The organism is Pseudomonas sp. KBN12P06040 (assembly GCF_037574965.1).
GTDB classification, from domain to species: Bacteria; Pseudomonadota; Gammaproteobacteria; order Pseudomonadales; family Pseudomonadaceae; genus Pseudomonas; species Pseudomonas aeruginosa.
The window spans coordinates 51,859-77,897 of the sequence record NZ_JBBELS010000001.1; the positions used below are offsets into that span (position 1 = coordinate 51,859).

At 67.8% G+C, this 26,039-nt stretch carries 27 protein-coding genes; 14 read left to right on the forward strand and 13 right to left on the reverse strand.

Features of this window, described 5'->3' with window-relative positions:
• Positions 1 to 124: 124 nt before the first annotated feature.
• The 5 genes from VQ067_RS00235 to def all read right to left on the reverse strand — a co-directional run bounded on the left by VQ067_RS00235 (position 125) and on the right by def (position 4,797).
• Complete coding sequence (locus VQ067_RS00235) at positions 125 to 442, reverse strand: tetratricopeptide repeat protein (protein WP_003097288.1); 318 nt, start codon at positions 440 to 442, stop codon at positions 125 to 127.
• Positions 443 to 590: 148 nt separating this feature from the next.
• On the reverse strand, positions 591 to 1,964 hold the full coding sequence (gene trkA / locus VQ067_RS00240) for a Trk system potassium transporter TrkA (protein ID WP_003111375.1): 1,374 nt from the start codon (positions 1,962 to 1,964) through the stop codon (positions 591 to 593).
• Between the two features lie 26 nt (positions 1,965 to 1,990).
• Positions 1,991 to 3,295, reverse strand: a complete 1,305-nt coding sequence (rsmB, locus tag VQ067_RS00245; RefSeq protein ID WP_023095007.1) for a 16S rRNA (cytosine(967)-C(5))-methyltransferase RsmB — start codon at positions 3,293 to 3,295, stop codon at positions 1,991 to 1,993.
• Positions 3,292 to 4,236, reverse strand: coding sequence for a methionyl-tRNA formyltransferase (gene fmt, locus VQ067_RS00250; protein ID WP_023095008.1), 945 nt, complete (start codon positions 4,234 to 4,236; stop codon positions 3,292 to 3,294). The genes rsmB and fmt overlap by 4 nt, the downstream gene beginning before the upstream one ends.
• Positions 4,237 to 4,290: 54 nt before the next feature.
• Positions 4,291 to 4,797, reverse strand: coding sequence for a peptide deformylase (gene def, locus VQ067_RS00255; RefSeq protein WP_003107059.1), 507 nt, complete (start codon positions 4,795 to 4,797; stop codon positions 4,291 to 4,293).
• Between the two features lie 138 nt (positions 4,798 to 4,935).
• Between def and VQ067_RS00260 the strand changes: the two genes are divergently transcribed.
• From VQ067_RS00260 to VQ067_RS00270, 3 genes are all read left to right on the forward strand, one after another.
• On the forward strand, positions 4,936 to 5,961 hold the full coding sequence (locus VQ067_RS00260; protein ID WP_003097294.1) for a LysM peptidoglycan-binding domain-containing protein: 1,026 nt from the start codon (positions 4,936 to 4,938) through the stop codon (positions 5,959 to 5,961).
• Between the two features lie 134 nt (positions 5,962 to 6,095).
• Positions 6,096 to 7,184: a DNA-processing protein DprA gene (dprA, locus tag VQ067_RS00265; protein WP_015502109.1), complete on the forward strand. Its 1,089-nt coding sequence runs from the start codon at positions 6,096 to 6,098 to the stop codon at positions 7,182 to 7,184.
• Between the two features lie 40 nt (positions 7,185 to 7,224).
• Entirely contained in the window at positions 7,225 to 7,782 is a 558-nt protein-coding gene (locus VQ067_RS00270; RefSeq protein ID WP_003097300.1) for an L-threonylcarbamoyladenylate synthase, read from the forward strand.
• Positions 7,783 to 7,791: 9 nt separating this feature from the next.
• Here the strand turns inward: VQ067_RS00270 and VQ067_RS00275 are convergent, their stop codons facing one another.
• Entirely contained in the window at positions 7,792 to 8,769 is a 978-nt protein-coding gene (locus tag VQ067_RS00275) for a quinone oxidoreductase family protein (RefSeq protein WP_033991581.1), read from the reverse strand.
• Between the two features lie 190 nt (positions 8,770 to 8,959).
• On the opposite strand from VQ067_RS00275, the gene hemF reads away from it, so the two are divergent.
• From hemF to VQ067_RS00300, 5 genes are all read left to right on the forward strand, one after another.
• Positions 8,960 to 9,877, forward strand: a complete 918-nt coding sequence (gene hemF / locus VQ067_RS00280; RefSeq protein ID WP_003097311.1) for an oxygen-dependent coproporphyrinogen oxidase — start codon at positions 8,960 to 8,962, stop codon at positions 9,875 to 9,877.
• 57 nt (positions 9,878 to 9,934) lie between these two features.
• A complete protein-coding gene (gene aroE, locus VQ067_RS00285) occupies positions 9,935 to 10,759 on the forward strand; it encodes a shikimate dehydrogenase (protein WP_003097314.1) in 825 nt (274 codons plus the stop codon).
• 110 nt (positions 10,760 to 10,869) lie between these two features.
• Positions 10,870 to 11,856, forward strand: a complete 987-nt coding sequence (locus tag VQ067_RS00290) for a phospholipase (protein ID WP_003097316.1) — start codon at positions 10,870 to 10,872, stop codon at positions 11,854 to 11,856.
• Positions 11,837 to 13,123 carry a peptidylprolyl isomerase gene (locus tag VQ067_RS00295; RefSeq protein ID WP_033991580.1) on the forward strand — a complete coding sequence of 429 codons (1,287 nt, stop codon included), beginning with the start codon at positions 11,837 to 11,839 and terminating at the stop codon, positions 13,121 to 13,123. The genes VQ067_RS00290 and VQ067_RS00295 overlap by 20 nt, the downstream gene beginning before the upstream one ends.
• The gene (locus VQ067_RS00300; RefSeq protein WP_003131389.1) at positions 13,120 to 13,722 is read left to right on the forward strand and encodes a hypothetical protein; all 603 of its coding nucleotides are present in this window, start codon (positions 13,120 to 13,122) and stop codon (positions 13,720 to 13,722) included. Before VQ067_RS00295 ends, VQ067_RS00300 begins: the two co-directional genes overlap by 4 nt.
• A gap of 3 nt (positions 13,723 to 13,725) precedes the next feature.
• Here VQ067_RS00300 and VQ067_RS00305 read toward each other — a convergent pair whose 3' ends face one another.
• Genes VQ067_RS00305 through betC form a run of 3 tightly spaced genes read right to left on the reverse strand, consistent with a single transcriptional unit; the run spans position 13,726 to position 17,735 of the window.
• Entirely contained in the window at positions 13,726 to 15,279 is a 1,554-nt protein-coding gene (locus tag VQ067_RS00305; protein ID WP_010793607.1) for a SulP family inorganic anion transporter, read from the reverse strand.
• A gap of 4 nt (positions 15,280 to 15,283) precedes the next feature.
• Positions 15,284 to 16,207, reverse strand: a complete 924-nt coding sequence (locus VQ067_RS00310; RefSeq protein ID WP_003115797.1) for a choline ABC transporter substrate-binding protein — start codon at positions 16,205 to 16,207, stop codon at positions 15,284 to 15,286.
• A gap of 16 nt (positions 16,208 to 16,223) precedes the next feature.
• Positions 16,224 to 17,735, reverse strand: coding sequence for a choline-sulfatase (gene betC / locus VQ067_RS00315; protein ID WP_003097323.1), 1,512 nt, complete (start codon positions 17,733 to 17,735; stop codon positions 16,224 to 16,226).
• Positions 17,736 to 17,847: 112 nt separating this feature from the next.
• On the opposite strand from betC, the gene VQ067_RS00320 reads away from it, so the two are divergent.
• The gene (locus tag VQ067_RS00320; protein ID WP_003122286.1) at positions 17,848 to 18,762 is read left to right on the forward strand and encodes a choline sulfate utilization transcriptional regulator; all 915 of its coding nucleotides are present in this window, start codon (positions 17,848 to 17,850) and stop codon (positions 18,760 to 18,762) included.
• A 10-nt stretch (positions 18,763 to 18,772) separates the two neighbouring features.
• On the forward strand, positions 18,773 to 19,150 hold the full coding sequence (locus VQ067_RS00325) for a DOPA 4,5-dioxygenase family protein (protein WP_003114635.1): 378 nt from the start codon (positions 18,773 to 18,775) through the stop codon (positions 19,148 to 19,150).
• On the opposite strand, the gene VQ067_RS00330 is transcribed toward VQ067_RS00325, so the two are convergent.
• The 4 genes from VQ067_RS00330 to trpB all read right to left on the reverse strand — a co-directional run bounded on the left by VQ067_RS00330 (position 19,129) and on the right by trpB (position 22,322).
• On the reverse strand, positions 19,129 to 19,494 hold the full coding sequence (locus tag VQ067_RS00330; protein WP_003097330.1) for an Hpt domain-containing protein: 366 nt from the start codon (positions 19,492 to 19,494) through the stop codon (positions 19,129 to 19,131). The two genes, VQ067_RS00325 and VQ067_RS00330, sit on opposite strands and share 22 nt — an antisense overlap.
• A gap of 7 nt (positions 19,495 to 19,501) precedes the next feature.
• Positions 19,502 to 20,125 (reverse strand): response regulator transcription factor, encoded by a 624-nt coding sequence (locus tag VQ067_RS00335; RefSeq protein WP_003111192.1) that lies wholly within the window; start codon positions 20,123 to 20,125, stop codon positions 19,502 to 19,504.
• A 185-nt stretch (positions 20,126 to 20,310) separates the two neighbouring features.
• The gene (trpA, locus tag VQ067_RS00340) at positions 20,311 to 21,117 is read right to left on the reverse strand and encodes a tryptophan synthase subunit alpha (protein ID WP_003097337.1); all 807 of its coding nucleotides are present in this window, start codon (positions 21,115 to 21,117) and stop codon (positions 20,311 to 20,313) included.
• The gene (gene trpB / locus VQ067_RS00345) at positions 21,114 to 22,322 is read right to left on the reverse strand and encodes a tryptophan synthase subunit beta (RefSeq protein WP_003097340.1); all 1,209 of its coding nucleotides are present in this window, start codon (positions 22,320 to 22,322) and stop codon (positions 21,114 to 21,116) included. Before trpB ends, trpA begins: the two co-directional genes overlap by 4 nt.
• Positions 22,323 to 22,425: 103 nt before the next feature.
• Here trpB and trpI point away from each other — a divergent pair, with 103 nt between their 5' ends.
• The 4 genes from trpI (at position 22,426) to tpsB2 (ending at position 26,026) form a co-directional block, all read left to right on the forward strand.
• Positions 22,426 to 23,313, forward strand: a complete 888-nt coding sequence (trpI, locus tag VQ067_RS00350) for a trpBA operon transcriptional activator TrpI (RefSeq protein ID WP_003111191.1) — start codon at positions 22,426 to 22,428, stop codon at positions 23,311 to 23,313.
• Between the two features lie 100 nt (positions 23,314 to 23,413).
• Positions 23,414 to 23,629 (forward strand): dodecin, encoded by a 216-nt coding sequence (locus VQ067_RS00355; RefSeq protein ID WP_003097345.1) that lies wholly within the window; start codon positions 23,414 to 23,416, stop codon positions 23,627 to 23,629.
• A 183-nt stretch (positions 23,630 to 23,812) separates the two neighbouring features.
• Complete coding sequence (locus VQ067_RS00360) at positions 23,813 to 24,040, forward strand: DUF1161 domain-containing protein (protein ID WP_003097347.1); 228 nt, start codon at positions 23,813 to 23,815, stop codon at positions 24,038 to 24,040.
• A gap of 297 nt (positions 24,041 to 24,337) precedes the next feature.
• Positions 24,338 to 26,026: a two-partner secretion system transporter TpsB2 gene (gene tpsB2, locus VQ067_RS00365; protein ID WP_014603455.1), complete on the forward strand. Its 1,689-nt coding sequence runs from the start codon at positions 24,338 to 24,340 to the stop codon at positions 26,024 to 26,026.
• Positions 26,027 to 26,039 lie beyond the last annotated feature (13 nt).

The window sequence follows — 26,039 nt, forward strand, 5'->3', positions numbered from 1 at the left end:
CTCGAACCGTTCCGCCAGCGCTGGATGAGGACGCCCGACCCGTCTGCCGGAACTCCGGCCTACGGGTGGAGAGAACGCGCTGTACTCCGTCCTGGCCGGGGAAGCGCGAGCCTCGGCCGGACGCTCAGGTTCTCGCCCTATCGAGCTTGCGCAGGAACACCGTCATTTCCTTTTCGGCCTGCTTGTCGCCATGCGTCGCGGCAGCTGCCAGGCCTTGCTCCCAGGCCTGCCGGGCGCCCGCGAGATCGCCGGCAGCCTGGCGCGCCTTGCCCAGCAGTTTCCAGCCAGCGGAATACTTCGGGTCCTGCTCTACGCAACGCTGGAGGTGTTCCGTCGCGCGTTCGGCGTCGCCCGCGTCCAGGTAGCCCTTGCCCAGGCCGAAGCGCAGCAGCGCATTGTCCACGCCTTTGGCCAGCATCTTTTCCAGACCTTCGATCATCATCCTGCCCTCTTCCAACGATGTCGGCCATTGTGCCCGGCTCCGGCCAGGCTTTGCACGGAACAGGGGGCTTCGGCCGTTGCGAAGGAGGCACGCGGCCCCTTCGTGTTCGTAGGCCGAAGCCCTATCGCCGTTCGCGATAGGGCGTGCCTCAGAAGAACGTCAGGCCGGCCTGGAACAGTCGCTCGACGTCGCGGATGTATTTCTTGTCGACCAGGAACAGCAGCACGTGGTCGCCGCTCTCGATGTGGGTGTCGCCGTGGGCGATCAGCACTTCCTCGTCGCGCACCAGCGCGCCGATGGTGGTGCCCGGCGGCAGCTTGATCTCGTTGATCGAGCGACCGATCACCTTGCTCGACTTGGCGTCGCCATGGGCCACCACCTCGATCGCTTCGGCTGCGCCGCGGCGCAGCGAGTGTACGCTCTCGATGTCGCCGCGGCGAACGTGGGCCAACAGGGTGCCGATGGTCGCCAGTTGCGGGCTGATGGCGATGTCGATCTCGCCGCCTTGCACCAGGTCGACATAGGCCGGGTTGTTGATCAGGGTCATCACCTTGCTCGCGCCGAGCCGCTTGGCCAGCAGCGAGGACATGATGTTGGCCTCGTCGTCGTTGGTCAGGGCGAGGAACACGTCGGTCTCGCCGATGTTCTCCTCCAGCAGCAGGTCGCGGTCGGAAGCGCTGCCGTTGAGCACGATGGTGCTGTCCAGGGTATCCGAGAGGTGCCGGCAGCGCAGCGGGCTGCGCTCGATGATCTTCACCTGGTAGCGGCTCTCGATGGCCTCGGCCAGGCGCTCGCCGACATTGCCGCCGCCGGCGATGATGATCCGCTTGTAGCTGTCGTCGAGCCTGCGCATCTCGCCCATTACCGCGCGGATATGGGCCTTGGCGGCGATGAAGAAGACTTCGTCGTCGGCCTCGATCACCGTGTCGCCCTGGGGAATGATCGGCCGGTTGCGGCGGTAGATCGCGGCGACGCGGGTATCCACGTTCGGCATGTGCTCGCGCAACTGGCGCAGCTCCTGCCCTACCAGAGGGCCGCCGTAGTAGGCCTTGATCCCGACCAGTTGCGCCTTGCCTTCGGCGAAGTCGATCACCTGCAACGCGCCGGGATGTTCGATCAGGCGCTTGATGTAGTTGGTGACCACCTGCTCCGGACTGATCAGCACGTCCACCGGGATCGCCTCGTTGTCGAACAGGCCGGTACGGGTCAGGTAGGCCGGCTCGCGGACGCGGGCGATCTTGGTCGGGGTGTTGAACAGGGTGTAGGCGACCTGGCAGGCGACCATGTTGGTCTCGTCGCTATTGGTCACCGCCACCAGCATGTCGGCGTCGTCGGCGCCGGCCTGGCGCAGCACCGTGGGGAACGAGGCCTTGCCTTGCACGGTGCGGATGTCGAGGCGGTCGCCGAGGTCGCGCAGGCGGTCGCCGTCGGTGTCGACCACGGTGATGTCGTTGGCTTCGCTGGCCAGGTGCTCGGCCAGTGTGCCGCCGACCTGGCCGGCACCTAGGATGATGATTTTCATGGCAGGAACGGCTCGTCAGGTTTCGATCAACGGGCGGATATCTTGATCAGCTTGGCATAGTAGAAGCCATCGTGGCCTTCCACCTGCGGCAACAACTGGCGGCCGTGGGGCTGTTTCATGCCCCAGGGGCCGGGAAGGTCCAGTTCGCGGGCGCCGGGCGTACGGGCGAGGAAGGCGGCGATGCTGTCGCTGTTTTCCGCCGGCATCACCGAACAGGTGGCATAGAGCAGCACGCCGCCGACTTCCAGGGTAGGCCACAGTGCGTCGAGCAATTCACCTTGCAGGTGCGCCAGGGCGGCGATGTCTTCCGGCTTGCGCGCCAGCTTGATGTCCGGGTGGCGGCGGATCACCCCGGTGGCCGAGCACGGCGCGTCGAGGAGGATGCGCTGGAACGGCTTGCCGTCCCACCACTCCCCGGTGGCCCTGGCGTCGGCGGCGACCAGGCTGGCTTGCAGGCCGAGCCGCTGGAGGTTTTCCCGAACCCTTACCAGGCGGCTCTCCTCGAGGTCGACGGCGATCACTTCGGCCAGTCCCGGCTGGGTTTCCAGCAGGTGGCAGGTCTTGCCGCCAGGCGCACAGCAGGCGTCGAGGACACGCTGGCCGGGCGCGCTTTCGAGCAGCTCGGCGGCCAGTTGCGCGGCTTCGTCCTGGACGCTGACGCGGCCCTCCGCGAAGCCCGGTAGTTCGCGTACGTCGCGCGGCGCGGCGAGCTGGATGCCGTCGCGGCTGTAGTCGCAGGCGCGGGCCTCGATCCCGGCTTCGGCGAGTTCGGCCAGGTAGGCATCGCGCTCGCCGTGGCGCCGATTGACCCGCAAGGTCATCGGCGGGTGTGCGTTGTTCGCCGCGCAGAGCGTGTCGAGTTGCTCCGGCCAGGCCTGCTTGAGCGCTTTCAGCAGCCAGCGCGGATGGCCCAGGCGCGCCGAGGGATCGCGGTCGACCTCGGCCAGCAGCGTCTCGCCTTCGCGCTGCGCGCGGCGCAGCACGGCGTTGAGCACGCCCTTGGCCCAGCCCTTCTTCAGCTTGTCGGCGCAGCCGACGGTCTCGCCGATCGCGGCGTGCGGCGGAATCCGCGTGTAGAGCAACTGGTAGAGGCCGATCAGCAGCAGGGCGTGGATATCGGTGTCGGCGGCCTTGAACGGCTTCTGCAACAGGCGCGCGGCCAGGGCCTGCAGACGCGGTTGCCAGCGCGCCGCGCCGAAGGCCAGCTCCTGGGTCAGGCCGCGATCGCGCGGGGCGACCTTGTCCAGTTGCGGCGGCAACGCGCCAGACAGCGAGGCGCGTCCGGCGAGCACCGCGGCCAGTGCCTGGCAGGCGGCGAGACGCGGGTTCATTGGCCGAGCACCTGGCCGGTGGCGAATTGCTCGCGACGGCTGTTGTAGAGGTCGGCGAAGGCCAGTGGCTTGCCGCCCGGCACTTGCAGGCGGGTCAGGCGCAGGGCGCCTTCGCCGCAGGCGACCAGCAGGCCGTCGCGGCTGGCCTCAAGGATAGTTCCGGGCGCCCCGCTGCCCTGCCCCAGGCTGGCACCGAGGACTTTCAGCGGCGCATCGGCGAGGCTGGTGTGGCAGACCGGCCAGGGGGTGAAGGCGCGGACCTGGCGCTCCAGTTCGACGGCCGGACGGCTCCAGTCGAGGCGTGCCTCGTCCTTGTTCAGCTTGTGCGCGTAGGTGGCCAGGGCGTCGTCCTGGACCTCGCCATGCAGGGTGCCGGCGGCCAGGCCGGCGATGGCTTCGACCACCGCTTTCGGGCCGAGCGCGGCGAGCCGGTCGTGCAGGCTGCCGCCGGTGTCCGCGGCGGAAATCGGCGTGCTCACCTTGAGCAGCATCGGGCCGGTGTCGAGCCCTGCTTCCATCTGCATCACGGTGACGCCGCTCTCTGCGTCGCCGGCTTCCACCGCGCGCTGGATCGGCGCGGCGCCGCGCCAGCGCGGCAGCAGCGAGGCGTGGCTGTTGATGCAGCCCAGGCGCGGGATATCGAGTACCGCCTGGGGCAGGATCAGGCCATAGGCGACCACCACCATCAGGTCCGCGCGCAGCGCCGCCAGCTCCGCCTGGGCCTCGGCATTGCGCAGGCTCTGCGGCTGCATGACCGGTAGGCCATGCTCCAGGGCCAGGCTCTTCACCGCGCTGGGCATCAGTTTCTGCCCGCGGCCGGCCGGCCGGTCGGGCTGGGTGTAGACGGCGACGATCCGATGTGGGGTGTCGAGCAGGGCCTTGAGATGCTCGGCGGCGAATTCCGGGGTTCCGGCGAAGACGATGCGCAATGCTTGGCTCATGCGGGGCTCGCTAAAAGAAAAAGGCTTGCCGGGGCAAGCCTTTGGGGGATGGGGTCACGCCTGCTGTCGATGCTGCTTTTCCAGCTTCTTGCGGATGCGGTCGCGCTTGAGGGTGGACAGGTAGTCGACGAACAGCTTGCCGTTGAGGTGGTCGCATTCGTGCTGGATGCATACCGCCAGCAGGCCTTCGGCGACCTCCTCGAAGGGGTTGCCGTCGCGGTCGAGGGCCTTGATCCGGACCTTCTGCGGTCGGTCCACGTTCTCGTAGAAGCCGGGTACCGACAGGCAGCCTTCCTGGTACTGGTCCATATCCTCGGTCAGCGGTTCGAACTCGGGGTTGATGAATACCCTCGGCTCGGACTTGTCTTCGCTGAGGTCCATGACCACGATGCGCTTGTGCACGTTCACCTGGGTCGCGGCGAGGCCGATGCCCGGGGCTTCGTACATGGTTTCGAACATGTCGTCGATCAGCTGGCGCACCGCGTCGTCGACCACCTCCACCGGTTTGGCGATGGTCCGCAGGCGCGGATCGGGGAATTCGAGAATGTTCAGGATGGCCATATGCGTTTGTGATGCACTTGTGGAATCGATTGAAAATCCGCTGCTAAGATGGCGCGCAGCTTGAAAACGGCTTCAGACCGCGTTTCTCGCGGGCTTCGGGCGTTTCGCGTATGTCGACATGATAAAGGGATTCACTGCATGAGGAAATCACTAGTCGCCCTTCTGCTCCTTGCCGCGAGCGGTCTGGCGCAGGCCCAGGTCGACCTCAGGGAAGGGCATCCGGACCGCTACACGGTGGTCAGGGGCGATACCCTGTGGGACATCTCGGGGAAATTCCTCCGCCAGCCATGGAAGTGGCCGGAACTCTGGCACGCCAACCCGCAGATCCAGAATCCCCACCTGATCTACCCCGGCGACACCCTCAGCCTGGTCTACGTCGATGGCCAGCCGCGCCTGGTGCTGAACCGTGGCGAATCGCGCGGGACCATCAAGCTGTCGCCGAAGATCCGCAGCACGCCGATCGCCGAGGCCATCCCGACCATCCCGCTGGACAAGATCAACAGCTTCCTGCTGGCCAACCGCATCGTCGATGACGAGAAGACCTTCACCAGCGCGCCGTACATCGTCGCCGGCAACGCCGAGCGGATCGTCAGCGGCACCGGCGACCGCATCTACGCCCGCGGCAAGTTCGCCGACGGCCAGCCGGCCTATGGCATCTTCCGCCAGGGCAAGGTCTACATCGATCCGAAGACCAAGGAAGTCCTCGGCATCAACGCCGACGACATCGGCGGCGGCGAGGTGGTGGCCACCGAAGGCGACGTCGCGACCCTGGCGCTGACCCGCACCACCCAGGAAGTGCGCCTGGGCGACCGCCTGTTCCCCACCGAGGAGCGTGCGGTGAATTCCACCTTCATGCCCGGCGAGCCGAGCCGCGAGGTGAAGGGCGAAATCATCGACGTACCGCGCGGCGTGACCCAGATCGGCCAGTTCGACGTGGTCACCCTGAACCGTGGCCAGCGCGACGGGCTGGCCGAGGGCAATGTGCTGGCGATCTACAAGGTCGGCGAGACGGTGCGCGACCGCGTTACCGGTGAGTCGGTGAAGATTCCCGACGAACGCGCCGGCCTGCTGATGGTGTTCCGTACCTACAAGAAGCTGAGCTACGCCCTGGTTCTGATGGCCAGCAGGCCGCTCTCGGTAACCGACAGGGTGCAGAATCCCTGACTCGAAACCCCCGCCTCGGCGGGGGTTTCGCGTTTCTGGGGGAAGGAAATTTCATACGACGGTTTCCAGGATGGAAGCCGGACCCTTCCCTTCTTCCTGTCAGCGATGGACCTGCCTGCTATGGATGAATCGCAATGAAGAACCATTCTCCAGCCGAACTGGAAGCACGGCTGCGTCTGCATGGCCTGCCCGAACTGGGACCCATGCGCTTCCTGCGCTTGATCGAGGCCTTCGGTTCGGCCTCTTCCGCGCTTGCCGCGCCAGCCGGCGCCTGGCGCACCCTGGGAGTGCCTGCCGAGGCCGCTGCCGCGCGGCGCAGCCCGGCGGTGCGGGAAGCGGCGGGTGAAGCCCTGCGCTGGCTGGAAGGTCCGCGCAGGCACCTGCTGATGTGGGATGACCCGGGATACCCGGCACTGCTCGCCGAAGTCGCCGATGCCCCGCCGCTGCTGTACGTCGAAGGCGCTCCGGAGACTCTGGAACGGCCGCAACTGGCGATGGTCGGCAGCCGCCGCGCCAGCCCCGCCGGGCTGGGCACCGCCCGGAGCTTTGCGCGCAGCCTGGCGCAGGGCGGCTTCGCCATCACCAGCGGGCTGGCCCTGGGAATCGATGGCGCCGCCCACGAGGGCGCGCTGGAGGTTGGCGGCGCGACCGTGGCAGTCCTCGGCACCGGCCTGCGCAGGCTCTATCCGCGCCGCCACGAGGCGCTGGCGCGGCGCATCGTCGAGGGTGGCGGCGCGCTGGTTTCGGAACTGCCGCTGGACAGCCCGCCGCTGCCGGCAAACTTTCCCCGGCGCAACCGCATCATCAGCGGACTCTCGCTGGGTGTGCTGGTGGTCGAGGCAAGTCCCGCCAGCGGCTCGCTGATCACCGCGCGGCTGGCGGCGGAACAGGGTCGCGAGGTGTACGCCATCCCGGGCTCCATCCACCATCCCGGCGCACGTGGCTGCCACCAGCTGATTCGCGATGGCGCGCTGCTGGTGGAAAGCGTCGGGCACGTGCTCGAAGCACTGCGCGGCTGGGCGCAGGCGGAGCCAGCGGAAGCGCCGGTGCAGCCCCTGCCCCACCCTTTGCTGGCGCTGCTGCGCGCCGCGCCCTACACCAGCGAAGGCCTGGCCGCCGCCAGCGGCATGACGCTGCCCGACGTGCTGGCGACGCTCAGCGAACTGGAACTCGACGGCCGGGTCGCCTGCGAGGCCGGCACCTGGGTGCATCGCTCCGGCTGAAACCGTACACTTCGCGCACCCTGTCCGCTGGAGTGAGTCGATGATCAGCAGCTTTCGTGCGCAATGCGCCGCCCGGGTCGTCCGCGAGGGCGGCGTGATCGCCTATCCCACCGAGGCGGTATGGGGGCTCGGCTGCGACCCGTGGAACGAGGATGCGGTGTATCGCCTGCTGGCGCTGAAGGCGCGGCCGGTGGAAAAGGGGCTGATCGTGGTGGCGGCGAACATCCACCAGCTCGACTTCCTTCTCGAAGACCTGCCGGACGTCTGGCTGGACCGCCTGGCCGGTACCTGGCCGGGGCCGAACACCTGGCTGGTGCCGCACCAGGAGCGCCTGCCGGAGTGGGTCACCGGCGTCCACGACAGCGTCGCCGTGCGGGTCACCGACCATCCCCTGGTACAGGAACTGTGCCATCTCACCGGTCCGCTGATCTCCACCTCGGCCAATCCGGCCGGGCGCCCGGCGGCGCGCACGCGGCTGCGGGTGGAGCAATACTTCCACGACGAGCTGGACGCTATCCTCGGCGGCGCCCTTGGCGGGCGCCGCAACCCCAGCCTGATCCGCGACCTGGTGACCGGACAGGTCATCCGCCCGGCCTGAGTACGCGCTTCAGGGCAACAGTACGGTCGAGCCCGTGGTTCGCCGTGCGGCCAGTTCGGTATGCGCCCTGGCTGCTTCGGCCAGGGCGAAGCGCTGGTTGATCTCGATGCGGATGTCGCCGCGCTCGATCAGGCCGAACAGCTCGTCGGCCATCGCCTGGAGTTTTTCCGGGGTATTGGCGTAGCTGCCCAGGGTCGGCCGGGTCACGTACAGCGAACCCTTCTGCGAAAGGATGCCGAGGTTGACCCCGGTCACCGGCCCCGAGGCGTTGCCGAAGCTGACCAGCAAGCCGCGCGGCGCCACGCAGTCCAGCGAGGTTTCCCAGGTATCCTTGCCCACCGAGTCGTAGACCACCGGGCACTTCTTCCCGTCGGTCAGTTCGAGCACCCGCCGCGCCACGTTCTCGTGGCTGTAGTCGATGGTCTCCCAGGCACCGTGCTGCCTGGCCAGGCGCGCCTTTTCCGGCGAGCTGACGGTGCCGATCAGTTGCACTCCAAGGGCCTTGGCCCATTGGCAGGCGAACAGGCCCACGCCGCCCGCGGCGGCATGGAAGAGAATGGTTTCGCCGCCCCGCAGTTCGTAGGTCTGGCGCAGCAGGTATTGGGTGGTGAGCCCCTTGAGCATCACCGCGGCGGCCTGTTCGAAGTCGATGCCGTCGGGCAGGTGGACTAGCTTCTCCTCCGCCAGCACATGCAGTTCGCTGTAGGCGCCCAGCGGGCCGGTGGCGTAGGCGACGCGGTCGCCGACCTTGAAACGGGTCACTTCGCTGCCCACCGCCTCGACCTCGCCGGCACCTTCGCTACCCAGTCCCGAGGGTAAGCCGGGGGCCGGATAGAGGCCGCTGCGGTAATAGGTGTCGATGAAGTTCAGGCCAATGGCGCGATTGCGCACGCGGACTTCCCGGGGGCCCGGCTCGGCGGGTTGGTAGTCGCGGTATTCGAGGACTTCGGGGCCGCCGTAGGCAGCGAACTGGATGCGCTTGGCCATGCTGGAACTCCTGCTTCGTCAGGGTTTCGGACGGTCGCGCCGGGTGGGCGACCCTGGGTAAAGGCCTTCATCCAAGCCTTCCCCTTGACGGCCGTCAAGCGCCGGCTACCCATCCAGGGTGGTATGCTTGCGCCCTCGTTTCGTCGCCAGCCCGCGCCCCGCGCGGCCTCCCCGCTCCAAGGTGAACTCCGTGACCGACCGTATCGCCGCTGTCAAAACCTACCTGCTCGACCTGCAAGACCGCATCTGCGCCGCCCTCGAGGCGGAGGACGGCAAGGCCCGCTTCGCCGAGGACGCCTGGGAGCGTCCGGCCGGTGGCGGCGGACGGACGCGGGTAATCGGCGACGGCGCATTGATCGAGAAGGGCGGAGTGAATTTTTCCCACGTCTTCGGCGATAGCCTGCCGCCCTCGGCCAGCGCCCATCGGCCGGAACTGGCCGGGCGCGGTTTCCAGGCGCTCGGTGTGTCGCTGGTGATCCATCCGGAAAACCCCCACGTGCCGACTTCCCATGCCAACGTGCGTTTCTTCTGCGCCGAGAAGGAAGGCGAGGAGCCGGTCTGGTGGTTCGGCGGCGGCTTCGACCTGACCCCTTACTACGCCCACGAGGAAGACTGCGTGCATTGGCACCGGGTCGCTCGCGACGCCTGCGCGCCGTTCGGCGCGGACGTCTACCCGCGCTACAAGGAATGGTGCGACCGCTACTTCCATCTCAAGCACCGCAACGAGCCGCGCGGCATCGGCGGCCTGTTCTTCGACGACCTCAACCAGTGGGACTTCGACACCTGCTTCGCCTTCATCCGCGCCATCGGCGATGCCTATATCGACGCCTACCTGCCGATCGTCCAGCGCCGCAAGCACACGCCGTTCGATGAACGGCAGCGAGAGTTCCAGGCCTATCGTCGCGGTCGCTACGTGGAGTTCAACCTGGTCTTCGATCGTGGCACCCTGTTCGGCCTGCAGTCCGGCGGCCGTACCGAATCGATCCTGATGTCGTTGCCGCCGCAGGTGCGCTGGGGCTATGACTGGAAACCCGAGCCGGGCAGCGAGGAAGCGCGCCTGACCGAGTATTTCCTCGCCGACCGCGATTGGCTCGCCGGCCAGCCCTGACCAGCCCGCAGGGGACGAGTCCGCTCGTCCCGTCCCACCCCGGCAAAGGAACGACCCATGGACCGCTATTGCGTATTCGGCAACCCCATCGGCCACAGCAAGTCGCCGCTGATCCACCGCCTGTTCGCCGAGCAGACCGGCGAGGCGCTGGTCTATGACGCGCAGCTGGCGCCGCTGGACGATTTCCCCGGGTTCGCCCGGCGCTTCTTCGAGCAGGGCAAGGGCGCCAATGTCACCGTGCCGTTCAAGGAAGAGGCCTATCGTCTGGTGGACGAATTGAGCGAGCGGGCCACCCGGGCCGGGGCGGTGAACACCCTGATCCGCCTGGCCGACGGTCGCCTGCGCGGCGACAACACCGACGGCGCGGGCTTGCTGCGGGACCTGACGGCGAACGCCGGGGTCGAGCTGCGCGGCAAGCGGGTTCTCCTGCTCGGCGCCGGCGGTGCGGTGCGCGGGGTGCTCGAACCCTTCCTCGGCGAGTGCCCGGCGGAGTTGCTGATCGCCAACCGCACGGCGCGGAAGGCCGTGGACCTGGCCGAGCGATTCGCCGATCTCGGCGCGGTGCGCGGCTGCGGTTTCGCCGAGGTCGAAGGGCCTTTCGACCTGGTCGTCAACGGCACCTCGGCCAGTCTTGCCGGCGACGTGCCGCCGCTGGCGCAGAGCGTGATCGAGCCCGGCCGTACCGTCTGCTACGACATGATGTATGCCAAGGAACCGACCGCCTTCAACCGCTGGGCCGCCGAACGCGGTGCGGCGCGTACCCTGGATGGCCTGGGCATGCTGGTGGAGCAGGCCGCCGAGGCATTCTTCCTCTGGCGTGGCGTGCGTCCTGCCTCGGCGCCGGTGTTGGAGACGCTGCGCCGGCAATTGGCAACTGTCTGAGTTGTCAGGCAGCATTTGAGACGTACGTCTCAAATCGGTTTCCATCTGACATGTAGGAATCACAAAACCGGGTTAAGACTTCAGGCTTCACTCACTCTCGAGCGCTGCCGATGAAAACCTTCGCCCGCCTGGCCGCCGGTCTCTGCATCTGCGCCATCGCCAGCCAGGCCAACGCCTGGTCGCAACCGACCCACAAGAACATCGTCAAGGACGCCCTGGCCTTCATGAACTCCTCCTACGCCACCGAGGAGATGCGTCAGGCCTACCGGTTCTACGTGAGCGCCGCCGGCAGCGAGGCGCAGGCCGGGGAGATCCTCGGCCAGGCGGCCTTCGACGTGGACGACTTCAAGGACACCCGTCTCGGTGGCTGGTGGGTCGGCTACGAACACGCGCCGCTGTGGGGCGCGGCTTCGGGCATCGTCAACTACACCTCGTACTGGCACTTCCTCAACCTGGCCCGCGACGGCGATTCCCATGGCAACCCCCACGGCGGCTACGACTACCGCTACCACAAGGTCGACGGCGGCATCGCCGACGTCGACTGGTACGCCATGGTCTATCTCTACAACCGCGAGCTGAAGCGCGAGGACTTCGACACCACCGAGGCGCACTACCGCCAGGGCACCCGCTCGGACTGGCAGGAGCACTACGGCGACTTCCAGACCGCCGCCTTCCAGCCGATCGACAACCTCGCCACCTACTGGTTCGAGCAGTTCCGCGCCGCGCCTTCGCTGCAAACCATCGGCTATGCCCTGCACGCCACCGGCGACGTGGCCCAGCCGCACCATGTGTGGATCACCTCGGCCAACGGCCATTCCAGCTGGGAAGGCTGGGTCGACGACCACTACGCCAGCGAGAAGCTCAACGACCCGGCGGCGGTGGCCAACCTGGTGGGGCGCTACGATCCGAGCAAGAGCATCCGCGACCTGCTCACCCAGACCGGCCAGGTCGCCTACGCGCGTCCCGAGCCGCTCTACGACACCAGCTACGAGACGCGCCTGCGGGTGGCGAAGGAGCTGATTCCCGAGTCCATCGCCCTGACCGTCACCGTACTGACCAAGGGCGCCAACAGCTTCGATGCACAGACTGCTCTCTGACCGCGCTCGGGGCTGGCGTCGCGCACTGTGCGGGGTCGCCCTCGGGCTGCTGGCGTGGAGCGCCCATGGCGTCCCCGCCAAGGCGCCGCAGGATCTGCGGATCGACGGCGAGGTGCTGCCGGGGAAAAGCGTCGACCTGCTCGAGCAGGCCTTGTCGCGGGTCAAGTTCAACACCGACCCGCAGCAGTTGCGCCGTGGCCTGGTGGAAAACCGCCTGCTGGCACGCGCGGTGGAAGACCAGCTCACCGCGCAGAGCCGCGCCGATCTCGACGCCAGCGTGGAGATCGAGGCCGGCAACCTGCTCGAACAGGTATACGGCAGGCGCTACCGCGAGGACCTCGGGCCATACCTGCGCCAGCCCCGGGCCCTGAGCGCGGAGCGTTTGCGCGAGGTGCTGGCGCCGAGGAGCCGCGGCCTGGTGGAAAACAGCCTGCTGCTGGATGAGACGCAGCGCCGCGAGGCGGCCGGGGTCGAGCTGATCGGCTGGCAGTTTCCCGGCCAGCCGGCACAGGTCCTCGACCTGCTATCACTGTACGAAGGCGACAACGTCCAGGGCCAGGTGGAATTGCAACAGGGCAACCTCGCCTACCTGGCGCGCCAGGTCCAGACCCGCATCCGCCGCGACTACCTCTGGTACCGCCTGGCCCGGGACGGCTTCGGCCCGGCAGAGCGGCAGGGTGTGAGGACCCTGGTGCGGGACAAGCTGGTGCGCCATCGCTATCTGCACCAGATCGGCCTCTACAGTGATTTCCACCATGAGTCCGAGGCGCTGCGGGAACTCGCCGGCAAGGTCAGCGACAAGGACGCCGAGGCCTACTATCGGCGCAACCTGGAGCGTTACCGCAACGTCGCGCAGGTGCAGGCGGCGCATATCCGCCTGGCCGACCAGGCGAGCGCGGACAAGGTCTACGCCGAGTTGCGCAACGGCCTGGCCTTCGACGAGGCGGTACGCCGCTATTCCCTGGCCGACGACAGGGACCGCGACCCGCCCGGCGACCTAGGCCTGATACGGCCCCAGGACGGCCGGCTCGACCTGCTGCGCAAGACTGCGCTGATCCAGAAGGCCGATACGGTTTCCCAGCCGATGCGCATCGACGGCGCGTTCGAGATCGTCCGGGTGCGTAGCCGCGAGGATCGCCAGTTGCCCCTCGGCGACCGCAGCGTGCGCTTCGAGGTGAACCAGGCGGTGGCGCGCGAGCAACTGGCAGCACAGTTCGAGACGCGCCTGCGCAACCTGCTGGCCGGCGCCAGGGTGGAAGGCCTGTGAAGCGCTGGCTCGGCGTTGCCCTCGGCTGCAGCGGGCTGGCGATCGCCCTGGCCTGCGCCGGCGTGTTGCTGGCGCCCGCCGATATGGCCGCTTCCTCGTCTTCTCCGCCGCCAGCCAGGACGGTTGCGGCGCTGCCTGCGGTCGACGACCGTCCGCCGCCGCTGGCGCCGGTACGATCGCAAGCGGTGGCACCGGCGTACGAGGCGGAGCCGCCGGCGGCGGAACTGGATCGCGAGCAGGCGATCCAGTTCATGCAGATGCTGCGCGACGAGGGCGACCCGCGCAGCCCGCCGCTCGGCGGCCTGCAACCACGCCAGGGCGCGACGGCTCAGGAGCTGGCCGATCCGAAGCAGTACCAGGCCTTCGAGGAACGACAGACCCGCGAACTGGTACAGGCCTACACCAGCGGCGTACAGCAGATACCGGAAATCCGCGCGCGGATCGAGGCGGCCGAACAGGGTGGCGAGCGCAGCGCCGAGGAAATCGACGAGGCTCGCGCCGCCCTTGGACAGTTGGAGATGATGCGCGACAAGCTGCAGCGGGAATCGCCGCAACTGCTGCCCGGCGACAGCGCACCGACATCGCCGGCGGCGCCCTGAGCGTCAGCCTTCGTAGTGCAGGCGGCAGCCTTCGTCGGCCTGCCGGCCCAGCGCTTCGCGGACCTGCGGGCGGGCGTGGCGCAATACCAGGCGGCGGCCCTCGGCGTGCAGGCGGCGGGCTTCCTGCTGCAACAGCACTGCGCCGGCGAAGTCGATGAAGTTCACCTGGCGGGCGTCCAGCACCAGCCGTGGCCTGTCGCATTGGCGCATGAGGCGTTGCAGGTAGTCGCAGGCGCCGAAGAAGATCGAGCCTTCGATGCGCAGCACTTCTTCCTCGTCGTTGTGCTGGCGCAGTACGCGTGGTGTCGAGGTGCGCCGCAGGTAGAAGACCAGCGACGCCAGCACTCCCGCGTAGATGGCGTTCTGCAGCGGCAACAGCAGCGTGGCCAGGGCGGTTAGGCCGGCCACCAGGCATTCGGCGCGGCCGCTGCGGTAGAGCGCGCGGAGCGCTGGGCGGTCGATCAGGCCCCAGGCGATCAGCAGGATGCCTGCGGCCATCGCCGGCAACGGCACATGCTCGATCAGGCGCGCACCGAGCACGGCCAGCAGTGCCACCCAGAGCGCCGAAAACGCACCCGCCAGCGGGGAGCGCGCACCGGCTTCCAGATTCAGCCCGGAGCGGGTGAAGGAGCCCGCCGACAGGCTCGCCGACAGCCAAGGCCCGAGCAGGTTCGACAGGCCCTGGGCGCGGACCTCCTGGTTGGCATCGAACGCGTCTCCCTGGCGCGCGGCCAGGGCGCGGGCGATCGATAGGCTGGTGACCAGCCCGAGCATGCCGCAGGCCACCGCCGCAGGTAGCAGGTCGAGGATCGATCGGGAATCGAAGACCAGCGGATTCCAGCCCGGCAGTGCGCTCGATAAGGCCTGCACATGGGCTACCGAGGCGAAGGTCCCGGGTAGCGCCCAGACCAGCGTGGCACCGCCCAGCAAGCCAAGCAGCAGGGCCGGCCAGCGCGGTCGCAGGCGCCTGACCAGCAGGCTGAGCGCGAAGCTGAAGCCGCCCACCAGCAGCGATGGGCCATCGAACTCGGCGAACCGCGCCAGCAGCCGCCAGCCGTTTCCCGGCGCTGCGCCCTCCCCGCTCGCGGCCAGGCCGAGAAGATAGGGCAGTTGGCCGAGGACGATCAGCAGCGCCGCGCCAAGGGTGAAGCCGAGCATCACCGAATGCGAGACGAAATTGACCAGCGACCCGACGCGCAGGACGCCGAGCAGCCACTGGAAGGCGCCGGCGAGAAAGGTCAGCAGCAGCACGGCCTGGACGTATTGCGGGCTGCCCAGCGGCGCCAGCGGGGCCACCGAACTGAACAGCAGCACCGAGATCGCCGCGGTGGGACCGCTCACCAGGTGGCGCGACGAGCCCCACAGGCAGGCGATCGCCACTGGCAGCATCGCCGCGTACAGGCCGTACTCCGCTGGCAGGCCGGCGATCAGCGCATAGGCCATCGATTGCGGCAGTGCCAGGATTGCGCCATTCAGGCCGACCCAAGCCTCGCGCCCGAGCATGCCCCGGTGCAGCCCCGGTAGCCAGGCGAGGAACGGCAGCAAGCGCGTCCACATGGCGCTATGGCTGGCCGCGAACCGCGGCCAGGGCGTCGCCGCCGTCGCGGCTGGTCACCCCTTGCAGCCAGGCCTCGAGCACCCGCGGGTTGGCCTTGAGCCAGGCGCGGGTCGCCGAGGCCGGAGTCGCCGTGCCTTCCAGCGCGTCGCTCATCAGGCGGTTCTCCATGTCCAGGTCGAAGCGCAGGTTGGCCAGCAGCCGCGCCGGGTTCGGGCACTGCGCGGCGTAGCCCTTGCGTGCCAGGGTGTAGACCTGGCCGCGGTCGCCGAAGTACTGCTCGCCGCCTTCCAGGTAGCGCAGGTCATGGCGGATGTTCATCGGGTGCGGCGTCCAGCCGAGGAACACCAGCCAGCGCTGGCGCTTCTCGGCCCGGCCGAGTTCGGCGAGCATCGCCTGCTCGCTGGACTCCACCAGCTTCCAGTCGCCGAGGCCGAACTGGTTGGCGTCGATCATCTTCTGGATCGACTGATTGGCCGGCGCGCCGGAGCCGATCCCGTACAGCTTGCGGTTGAAGCGTTGCCCTTGCGCGGCGAGGTCCTCGAAGCGGTGTACGCCGGCGTCCCAGACGTAGCGCGGCACCGCCAGGGTGAAGCGGGTGCCGTCGAGGTTGCGACCGAGGCGTTCGACCTGGCCGCTGGCGACGAACTTGTCGTGATAGTCCTGGTGCGCGGGCATCCAGCCGCCGAGGAAGGCGTCCACCTGGCCGTCGCGCAGGCCGCCATAGATGATCGGCACCGACAGGGTATCGATCTTCACCTGGTAGCCGAGGCTTTCCAGGAGAAACGCGGCGGTGGCGTTGGTCACCGCGATATCGCTCCAGCCTGGATCGGCCAGCCTGACGCGGGCACAGGCGGGGTCTTCGGCGTATAGCGAGGCGCTGCCCAGGAACAGGGTTGCGGCCAGCAGGCAGGTGGGAAGCCGGTTCATGGAGGTGCCCTCGTGCTCAGGGTTGCGGGAAGCGCGCGCGGCGCTCGAGATCGTCCAGGTCGATATGGTTGCGCATGTACTGCTGGCTGGCATCGACCCACGGCTGGTGGTCCCAGCTGGCCAGCCGTCCTCGCGCCAGCGCGGCGGCCACCAGGCGTCGGCGGCGCTGGCTGTCGAGTACGGCGCGGGTGATCGCGGGGATGTCCCAGCGTCGCCGGGCCTCGTCGAGGAACGCCTCGAACGTTCCGCGGTGGGCCGGACTGGCGGCGAGGTTCTCGCGTTCCTGCGGATCGTTGCGCAGGTCGTAGAGCAGGCAGGGGTCCTGCTCGGAGTAGATGAACTTGTAGTCGCCGCGGCGGATCATCATCAGCGGGCTGAGGGTGCCCTCGGCGGTGTATTCGCCGATCACCTCGTCATGCCCGCTGCCGTCGCGCAGGTGCGGCAGCAGCGAGCGGCCTTCCAGCGGCAGGCGTGGATCGACCTGGCCGCCGGCCAGCTCCACCAGGGTCGGCAGCAGGTCCACGGTGGATACCGAAGCGCCGATGCGGCGCGGCGCGAAGCGCGCCGGCGCATGGACCAGCAGCGGCACGCGCGCGGCCATCTCGAACCAGTGCATCTTGTACCAGAGGCCGCGCTCGCCGAGCATGTCGCCATGGTCGCCGGAGAACACCACGATGGTGTCGTCGGCCAGCCCGCATTCCTCCAGGGTCGCCAGCAGCGCACCGATCTGCGCGTCGACGTAGCTGCAGGCGCCGAAGTAGGCACGCCGGGCGGCGCGGATGCGCTCCTCGGGCAACGGCTTGTCCCACAGGTCGATGACCTTCAGCAGGCGTTGCGAATGAGGGTCCTGCTCCTCCTGGGCGAAGCGCTGGCGCGGCAGCGGGATGTCCTCGTCGCGGTAGAGATTCCAGTAGCTCGCCGGGATGCTGTAGGGGTCGTGCGGATGGGTCATCGACACGGTCAGGCAGAATGGCTGGCCGGCGTGCTGGCGAACATGGTCGTAGAGGTACTGGCGGGCCTTGAACACCACCTCCTCGTCGAAGTCCAGCTGGTTGGTGCGCACGCAGGGACCGGCCTGCAAAACCGAGGACATGTTGTGGTACCAGCTCGGGCGCACCTCCGGCTCGTCCCAGTTCACCGCCCAGCCATAGTCCGCCGGATAGATGTCGCTGGTCAGGCGTTCCTCGTAGCCGTGCAACTGGTCGGGACCGCAGAAGTGCATCTTGCCCGACAGCGCCGTGCGATAGCCGAGGTTGCGCAGGTAGTGGGCGTAGGTGGGGGTATCGGCGGCGAAGTCGGCGGCGTTGTCCCAGGCGCCGATGCGGGTAGGCAAGCGACCGCTGACCAGGGTGAAGCGCGACGGCGCGCAGAGCGGGCTGTTGCAGTACGCCGAGTCGAACACCACGGCCCGTTCGGCGAGGCGCGAGAGGTGAGGCATGCGCAGCACCGAGCGCGGATCGTGAAGCGGCAGCAGCGGCGCGGCCATCTGGTCGGCCATGATGAACAGGATGTTCGGCGAGGTCTTCATCGGGCGGCTTATCCCATGCGATTGGGTTATGCGATAGTGCTGCGTCGATCATCAGTGCATCGAAATCCCTGGTAAACCGCATGGGGCTGGATGCGTTGGATAAGCCTGGCTTATGGGAGAACGCCTCATGCCGCTGTCCCTCGACCTGCTCCGGGTATTCGAGTCCGCCGCCCGCCAGCTCAGCTTCACCGCTGCCGCCGAGGAGCTGGGGACCACCCAGCCTGCGGTCAGCCAGCAGATCAAACGCCTGGAGAAGGAGCTGGCGACCCCTCTGTTCCAGCGCGTCCATCGAGGCATCGTGCTCACCGACGCCGGCCAGCTCCTGCTCCGCCACGTGGCCGCCGGCCTCGAGACGATCGATGCCGGCATCGCCGCGCTGGGCGCGCGCCAGCGCCACGAGGTGCTCCAGGTGGCCACCGACTACGCCTTCGCCGCCTACTGGCTGATGCCGCGCCTTCCGCGCTTCCACCAGGCCCATCCGCATCTGGACGTGAGCCTGGTGACCAGCGAGCGCGGCCTGGCCGGCCAGCGCGGCGATATCGACGTGGCGATCCTGTTCGGCGACGGTCGTTCCAAGCACGGCGAAGCGCACCGGCTGTTTCGCGAGGAGGTGTTCCCGGTCTGTAGCCCGCGGCTGGTCGAGGGATTGCAGTTGCCGCTGGCCAAGGCGCACCTGGCGCGCCTGCCGATGCTGCATCTGAAGCCGGCGCAGCACGCCCGCTGGTTCGACTGGCCGGCGTTGTTCGAAGCGTTGGCCATCGATCGGCAGCCGATTCCGGCGGTGCTCAGCTTCGACAACTACACCTTGCTGATCCAGGCGGCCATCGCCGGCCAGGGCGTGGCCATCGGCTGGCGCCACCTGGTCGACGGCCTGCTCGAACAGGGGCTGCTTTGCCGGCCCATTGGCGAGAGCTGCCTGTCGCGATACGGGTACTATGCGGTATTGCCGGAGCGCAAGCGGCGCCAGCGGCTGGTCGACGGTTTCGTCGACTGGCTACAGGCCGAGTTGCAGGCCGGCGGCGCTTGAAGAGGTGACGATGAACGAGTATTCCACCCCCCGCATCCAGGGCTTCCATGCTCACGTCTATTTCGATGCGCAGAGCATCGAGCGAGCCCGCGCCCTTTGCGAAGAGGCGGCGCGGCGCTTTCCGCTGAAGATGGGGCGGGTCCATGAGCGGCCGGTAGGGCCGCATCCGGACTGGAGCTGCCAGCTGGCGTTCGCTCCCGAGGTGTTCGGCGAGCTGGTGCCCTGGCTGGCTATCCATCGGCAGGACCTGGTGGTGTTCATCCACCCGGTCACCGGCAACGATCTGCTCGACCATCGCGACCGAGCCATCTGGATGGGAGCCATTCGCCCGCTGGACCTGTCGATCCTGGACGAAGGCCCGCAACGCTATGACTTCGCCGTGCCTTGAGGCGCGGTCATCGTCATCCAGTCGTGCAGTTCGCATTGCAGCTCGCCCAGTGCCGTCACCAGGTCGTCGACGGCATCGGCGAGCTTGCGCACGGAGCTTTCGCCGCAGGCGATCTCCAGTTGGTGGCAGGCGCGTTCCACGGCGTGGGCGTGGATCAGCGAGGCCATGCCCGCCAGGCGGTGCGCCAGCTCGTTGAGTTCCTGGGTCTGCTCGCGCTCCTGGGCGCGCCGCAGCTTGCGGGTGTCTTCGTTGTTGCTGGTCATCAGCTGCGCGACGAGCAGGCGGCTGATCTCCGGTTGGTTGGCGCGGTCGCCCAGGGCGGCGGTCAGGTCGAACGTTCGCATGGGATCCTCAGATCAGCTCGTGGCGGCGGGCGAAATCGATCAGGCCGGCCAGGGAATGGGCGTTGAGTTTCAGCATGATGCGTGACTTGTAGGTGCTCACGGTTTTCTCGCTGAGGAACAGCTGCTGGGCGATGGCCTTGTTGGTATTGCCGTTGGCCAGGTACTGCAGCACGGTCATCTCGCGGTCGGAAAGGCTTTCCAGCATGCGGGCCTCGTTGTCGCGGCTCTGCTGGTTGATGCTGCGCAACGCCCCGGTGGGGAAGTGGATGTAGCCGGCCAGCACGGCCTTGGCGGCGAGCAGCAGCTCGGAGAGGTTTTCCCTTTTGCTGACGAAGCCCATGGCGCCGGCCTGCAGGCATCGCGGGGCGAACTGCGCCGGATTCTGCCGGGTCAGGACCAGGACCTTGGTGTCCAGCTTCAGGGACTTCAGGCGGGCTATCACTTCGAGACCGTCGATCTTGGGGATGCCGATGTCCAGGATGGCCAGGTCGGGAGACTTCTTGCGGGCTACCTGCAGGGCTTCGGCACCGTTGTCGGCCTCGCCGACGATGGTGAAACCGTCGCGCTCGAACAGCAAGCGCACGGCCAGGCGGATAGCGGGATGATCATCGACGATCAGCACCTTACTCATGCGAACCTTCTTTGAATGCGTTGGCTATTTGGGTGAGGCGCTATTCAAGGCTTCGGCAGAGTCGGCGGACAATAAGACGTTTCTGAAAGTGACCGTGAATTTTTCCTCACGGTTCTGGCAGCGTGCAACGCAAGGCCAGGCGCAGCGGGTTGCCTGCGCCTGGCGAATGCCGCTGTCAGGGTCTGTCAGCGTGCGTTGCGCACGCCTTCGGCCAGCTCGCCGCACAGGGCGAGGACATCCTTGACCGCCTGGGCATTGTCGCGGGCCTTGGCGATCCGGTCGATCAGCGCCGAGCCGACCACCACGCCGTCGGCCAACCGCGCGACCGCGGCGGCGTGTTCGGCGCTGCGGATGCCGAAGCCGATACCGATCGGCAGGTCGGTATGCCGGCGCAGGCGCGCCACCGCTTCCTCGACGTGTTCCAGGGTCGCCGCGTTGGCGCCGGTGACGCCGGCCACCGACACGTAGTAGACGAACCCGGAACTGCCTTCTAGCACCGTTGGCAGGCGCTGGTCGCCGGTGGTCGGGGTGGTCAGGCGGATGAAGTCGAGGCCGGCGGCCTGGGCCGGGTGGCAGAGGTCTTCGTTGTGCTCCGGCGGCAGGTCGACCACGATCAGGCCGTCCACTCCCACCTCCTTCGCCTCGGCGATGAAGCGTTCGACGCCGTAGTGGTGGATCGGGTTGAAGTAGCCCATCAGCACCAGGGGCGTCTCGCTGTCGCCGCTGCGGAATTCGCGGACCATCTGCAACGTCCTGGCCAGGGTCTGGCCGCCGTCGAGGGCGCGGATGTTGGCCAACTGGATGGCCGGGCCGTCCGCCATCGGATCGGTGAACGGCATGCCCAGTTCGATCACGTCGGCTCCGGCCGCCGGCAGGCCTTTGAGGATTTCCAGGGAAGACGCGTAGTCCGGGTCGCCGGCGGTGACGAAGGTCACCAGGGCGGCGCGGTTTTCCTGCTTGAGCTGGGCGAAGCGGGTCTGCAGGCGGCTCATGCTTTCGACTCCTGTTGCATGTGGTGCATGACGGTCTGCATGTCCTTGTCGCCGCGACCGGACAGGTTCACCACCATGATGTGCTCCTTGGGCAGGCTGGGCGCACGCTTGAAGACCTCGGCCAGGGCATGGGAGCTTTCCAGTGCCGGGATGATGCCTTCGAGGCGGCAGCAGGTGTGGAAGGCCTCCAGGGCTTCGTCGTCGGTGATCGAGGTGTACTCGACGCGGCCGGTGTCGTGCAGCCAGGCGTGTTCCGGGCCGATGCCGGGATAGTCGAGGCCGGCGGAGATGGAGTGTGCGTCGATGATCTGGCCATCCGCGTCCTGCAGCAGGAAGGTGCGGTTGCCGTGCAGCACGCCGGGAACCCCGCCGTTCAGGCTGGCCGCGTGCTTGCCGGTGTCGATGCCGTGGCCGGCGGCTTCCACGCCGACGATCTGCACCCCGGCGTCGTCGAGGAACGGGTGGAACAGGCCCATGGCGTTGGAGCCGCCGCCGATGCAGGCGACCAGCGAATCGGGCAGGCGCCCTTCCTTCTCGGCCAGTTGCTCGCGGGTTTCCTTGCCGATCACCGCCTGGAAGTCGCGGACCATCGCCGGGTACGGATGCGGGCCGGCGACCGTGCCGATCAGGTAGAAGGTGCTGTCGACGTTGGTCACCCAGTCGCGCAGCGCCTCGTTCATGGCGTCCTTCAGGGTACCGGTGCCGGCGGTCACCGGGATCACCTCGGCGCCCAGCAGCTTCATGCGGAAGACGTTGGCCTGCTGCCGGTCGATGTCGGTGGTGCCCATGTAGATCACGCACTGCAGGCCGAAGCGCGCGGCGACGGTGGCGGTGGCCACGCCGTGCATGCCGGCGCCGGTCTCGGCGATGATGCGTTTCTTGCCCATGCGCCGGGCCAGGAGGATCTGGCCGATGCAGTTGTTGATCTTGTGCGCGCCGGTATGGTTCAGCTCCTCGCGCTTGAGGTAGATCTTCGCCCCGCCGCAGTGCTCGGTCAGGCGCTCGGCGAAGTACAGCGGGCTCGGTCGACCGACGTAGTCGCGCTGGAAGTAGGCCAGTTCCTCCTGGAACGCCGGGTCGTCCTTGGCCTTCTCGTACTCGCGGGCGAGGTCGAGGATCAGCGGCATCAGGGTCTCGGCGACGTACTGGCCGCCGAAGCGGCCGAACAGGCCCTTGGCGTCGGGGCCGTTGCGATAGGAAGTCATGGAGGGCTCCAGGAAATGACGTATGGGCAGAATCTAATCCCCCCGCCGGGTAAAAGAAACCGATAAGATTGCGGCAACCTGTCAGGAAAACTCACGAATAGCCATGAGCCGCGACCTGCCCTCCCTGAATGCCCTGCGCGCTTTCGAAGCCGCTGCCCGGTTGCACAGCATCAGCCTGGCGGCCGAGGAACTGCACGTTACCCATGGCGCCGTGAGCCGGCAGGTGCGGTTGCTCGAGGACGATCTCGGGGTGGCCCTGTTCGGCAAGGATGGGCGCGGCGTAAAACTCACCGATTCCGGCGTTCGCCTGCGTGACGCCTGCGGCGATGCGTTCGAGCGACTGCGTGGCGTCTGTGCCGAGCTGCGCCGGCAGACCGCCGAGGCCCCGTTCGTCCTCGGCGTACCCGGCAGCCTGCTGGCGCGCTGGTTCATCCCGCGGCTGGACCGGCTCAACCGTGCCCTCCCCGACCTGCGCCTGCAACTGTCCACCAGCGAGGGCGAGTTCGATCCGCGTCGTCCCGGCCTGGACGCCATGCTCTGGTTCGCCGAGCCGCCCTGGCCGGCGGACATGCAGGTCTTCGAACTGGCGCCCGAGCGCATGGGCCCGGTGGTCAGCCCGCGCCTGGCGCAGGAAACCGGCCTGGCCCAGGCGCCCGCCGCGCGGCTGTTGCAGGAGCCGCTGCTGCATACCGCCTCGCGACCCCAGGCCTGGCCGGCCTGGGCCGCGAGCCAGGGGCTGGCGGCGGAGGCGCTGCGCTATGGCCAGGGGTTCGAGCATCTCTACTACCTGCTGGAAGCGGCGGTGGCGGGCCTCGGCGTGGCCATCGCCCCGGAGGCGCTGGTCCGCGACGATCTCGCCGCGGGCCGCCTGGCGGCGCCCTGGGGCTTCATCGAGACCGATGCGCGCCTGGCCCTGTGGGTACCGGCGCGCCTGCACGATCCGCGTGCCGGGCGCCTGGCGCAATGGTTGCGGGAGCAGTTGGCAGGCTGAGCGCTGGCGATTTGCTGCACTTTTCCGGCTCGGCTAGTGTCCATTGAACAGAGGCGCCCGTCGGGCGCGAAGAACCAGGCATCGTCCGGGGAGAGAGTTCATGTCCAATCACCACACCTACAAGAAGATCGAACTGGTCGGCTCGTCCAAGACCAGCATCGAGGACGCCATCAACAACGCCCTCGCCGAAGCGGCGAAGAGCATCCAGCATCTGGAATGGTTCGAGGTGGTGGATACCCGCGGGCACATCGAGAACGGCGCCGTCGGCCATTATCAGGTGACCCTGAAAGTAGGGTTCCGTATCGCCAATAGCTGATGGCACCCTGGAAACCTGTCCACGATCGCCTGCGCCCTGGAAAGGCCGCCGTGTCTTTCCGCTTCGCCGGATCATGCACAGGCTATGAGGGCGGCGTGCCTCCATGGGCGGCGCGCTCGTCTCAACCTTGCCGCATTTGGCAAGCCTGACCCGTTCGGGTCTTCATCCATGCAACGAGGGAATGTGTTCATGAAGAAGTTGATGTTGGCAGTCGGCCTGTTTGCCGTGGCGGGCAGCGCATTCGCCGCCAAGCCCTGTGAGGAACTGAAAGCCGAGATCGATGCGAAGATCAAGGCCAACGGCGTTCCTGCCTACACCCTGGAAATCGTCGACAAGGGCAGCGTCACCGACAAGAAGGTAGTCGGCACCTGCGACGGCGGCACCAAGGAAATCGTCTACCAGCGCGGCTGATGCAGCGCCTGCGACGAGCAGTATCCGGGGCCGGCTTTCCCATGGGAGCCGGCCCTTTCTTTTTTGCCGCGATGAGTACCCTGCCAACGATGGGTCTTGTTGCAGTTCGTCGAGAAAGCGTGCCATCTAACGGATTAATCCAAAAGTCTGTGTTAGGTTTTTCGGCACGCCCAGATGGCCTTGTGCCTTAATTCCGGATTGTCCGACTCATGGAAGACGGATTTCGGAATATTCCTGCTTACCCGCTGTAGCCGCTGGGCCAACATCGCGCCTTTCTGTATTTCAAGGAATGAAATCGTGGCTCTCCATCGCCTGGCCTTTATCTTCCTGTGCCTGCCGCTCATGGCCAGCGCCGCCCCCTTCACCTCCCCCGGCGACCGCGACCTGATCCGCGACCGCCAGCAGCGCCTGCTGGACGAACAGCGCAAGCGCCTGGAGGAACTCCAGCAACTGCCCGGCAAGGGAGCGCCCGCCGCTGCGGATGCCTCCGGCGACGACGAGCGCTGCTTCGAGATCCGCCGCATCGAGCTGGAAGGCGCCGGGCACCTCGACGAAAGCGCGCGTCGCCAGTTGCTGGCGCCCTACCAGGGGCGCTGCCTGGGCGTCGGCCAGCTCAATGCGCTGCTCAAGGCCGTCACCGACCATTACCTGGATCGCGGCTACGTTACCACCCGCGCCTACCTGCCACAGCAGGACCTGGCCTCCGGGACCCTGCGTATCATCGTCGTCGAAGGCCGCCTGGAGGGCCTGGACAGCTCCGCGCTGGCCAGCCCGCGCGAACTGGCGATGAGCTTTCCGGGCAGGACCGGCGAGCTGCTCGACCTGCGCGAACTGGAGCAACTGGTCGACCAGTTGAGCCGCCTGCCGTCGCGCCAGGCGCAACTGGAGCTGGTGCCCGGCAGCGAGGTCGGCGGCAGTCGGGTGCGTCTCAAGGGCGAGCGCGACAAGCCCTGGCGGGTCTCCGCCACGCGCAACAACGACGGCGACGTCAGCACCGGCGAGCAGCAGATGGGCCTGGGCCTGGACTGGGACAGCCCGCTGGGCCTGGCCGACCAGCTCAACCTGCGCGCCAACCGCGACGCGGTGACCGACCGCTGGCGCCATTCCGACAGCCAGAGCCTGTTCTACAGCCTGCCCTGGGGCTGGTGGACTTTCACCTACGGCTACAGCCAGAGCGACTACCGCACGCGCAACGAGGCCAGCGGCTTCCCCTTCAAGCTCGATGGCGACAGCCGCAGCCACCAGTTCCGCGCCGAACGCGTGCTGCACCGCGACGGTGTGAGCAAGACCGCCATGAGCCTGGGGCTCAGCCACCAGCGCACCAACAACTATGTCGAAGACACCCGCCTGGAAGACCAGAGCACGCGGATCACCGAGACCCAGCTCGGCTTCAACCATGGCCGGCGGATCGGCAGCGGTTTCGTCAACCTCGACCTCGGCTGGCAGCAGGGCATCGGCGCCCTTGGCGCGCAGGGTCGCGGCCACCCGCAGGCGGGCGATCCGAATGCGCGCTACGACAAGTACAGCCTGACCCTCAGCTACCTGCAGCCGTTCCAGCTATGGGGCGAGCGCTTCAGCTTCGACAGCCTGGCCACCGGGCAGAGGAGCGAGGACGTGCTGTTCAGCCCGCAGCGCATCAGCCTCGGCGGCAACAGCTCGGTGCGCGGCTTCAAGGACCAGACCCTGACCGGCGACAGCGGCGGCTACTGGCGCAACCAGTTGCGCTGGCGGCGCGCGGTGGAATGGGCGCCGCTGCGGCCCTGGCTGCAGGAATACGGCGTGGCCTTCGCCTACGACGTCGGCGTGATCCGCCACGACCGCTACAACGACGGCGCCAGCGGGCGCATGAGCGGCAACGCCATCGAACTGGATGCCCGGGGCCGCTATTTCGCCGCCAGCGTCGGCTTCGCCCGCTCGCTGGAGCGGCCCAGCGCCATCGAGCGGCGCGAGCACCCGATCTATTTCCGGGTCGACGCGTTCTTCTGAATACGCGGCGACC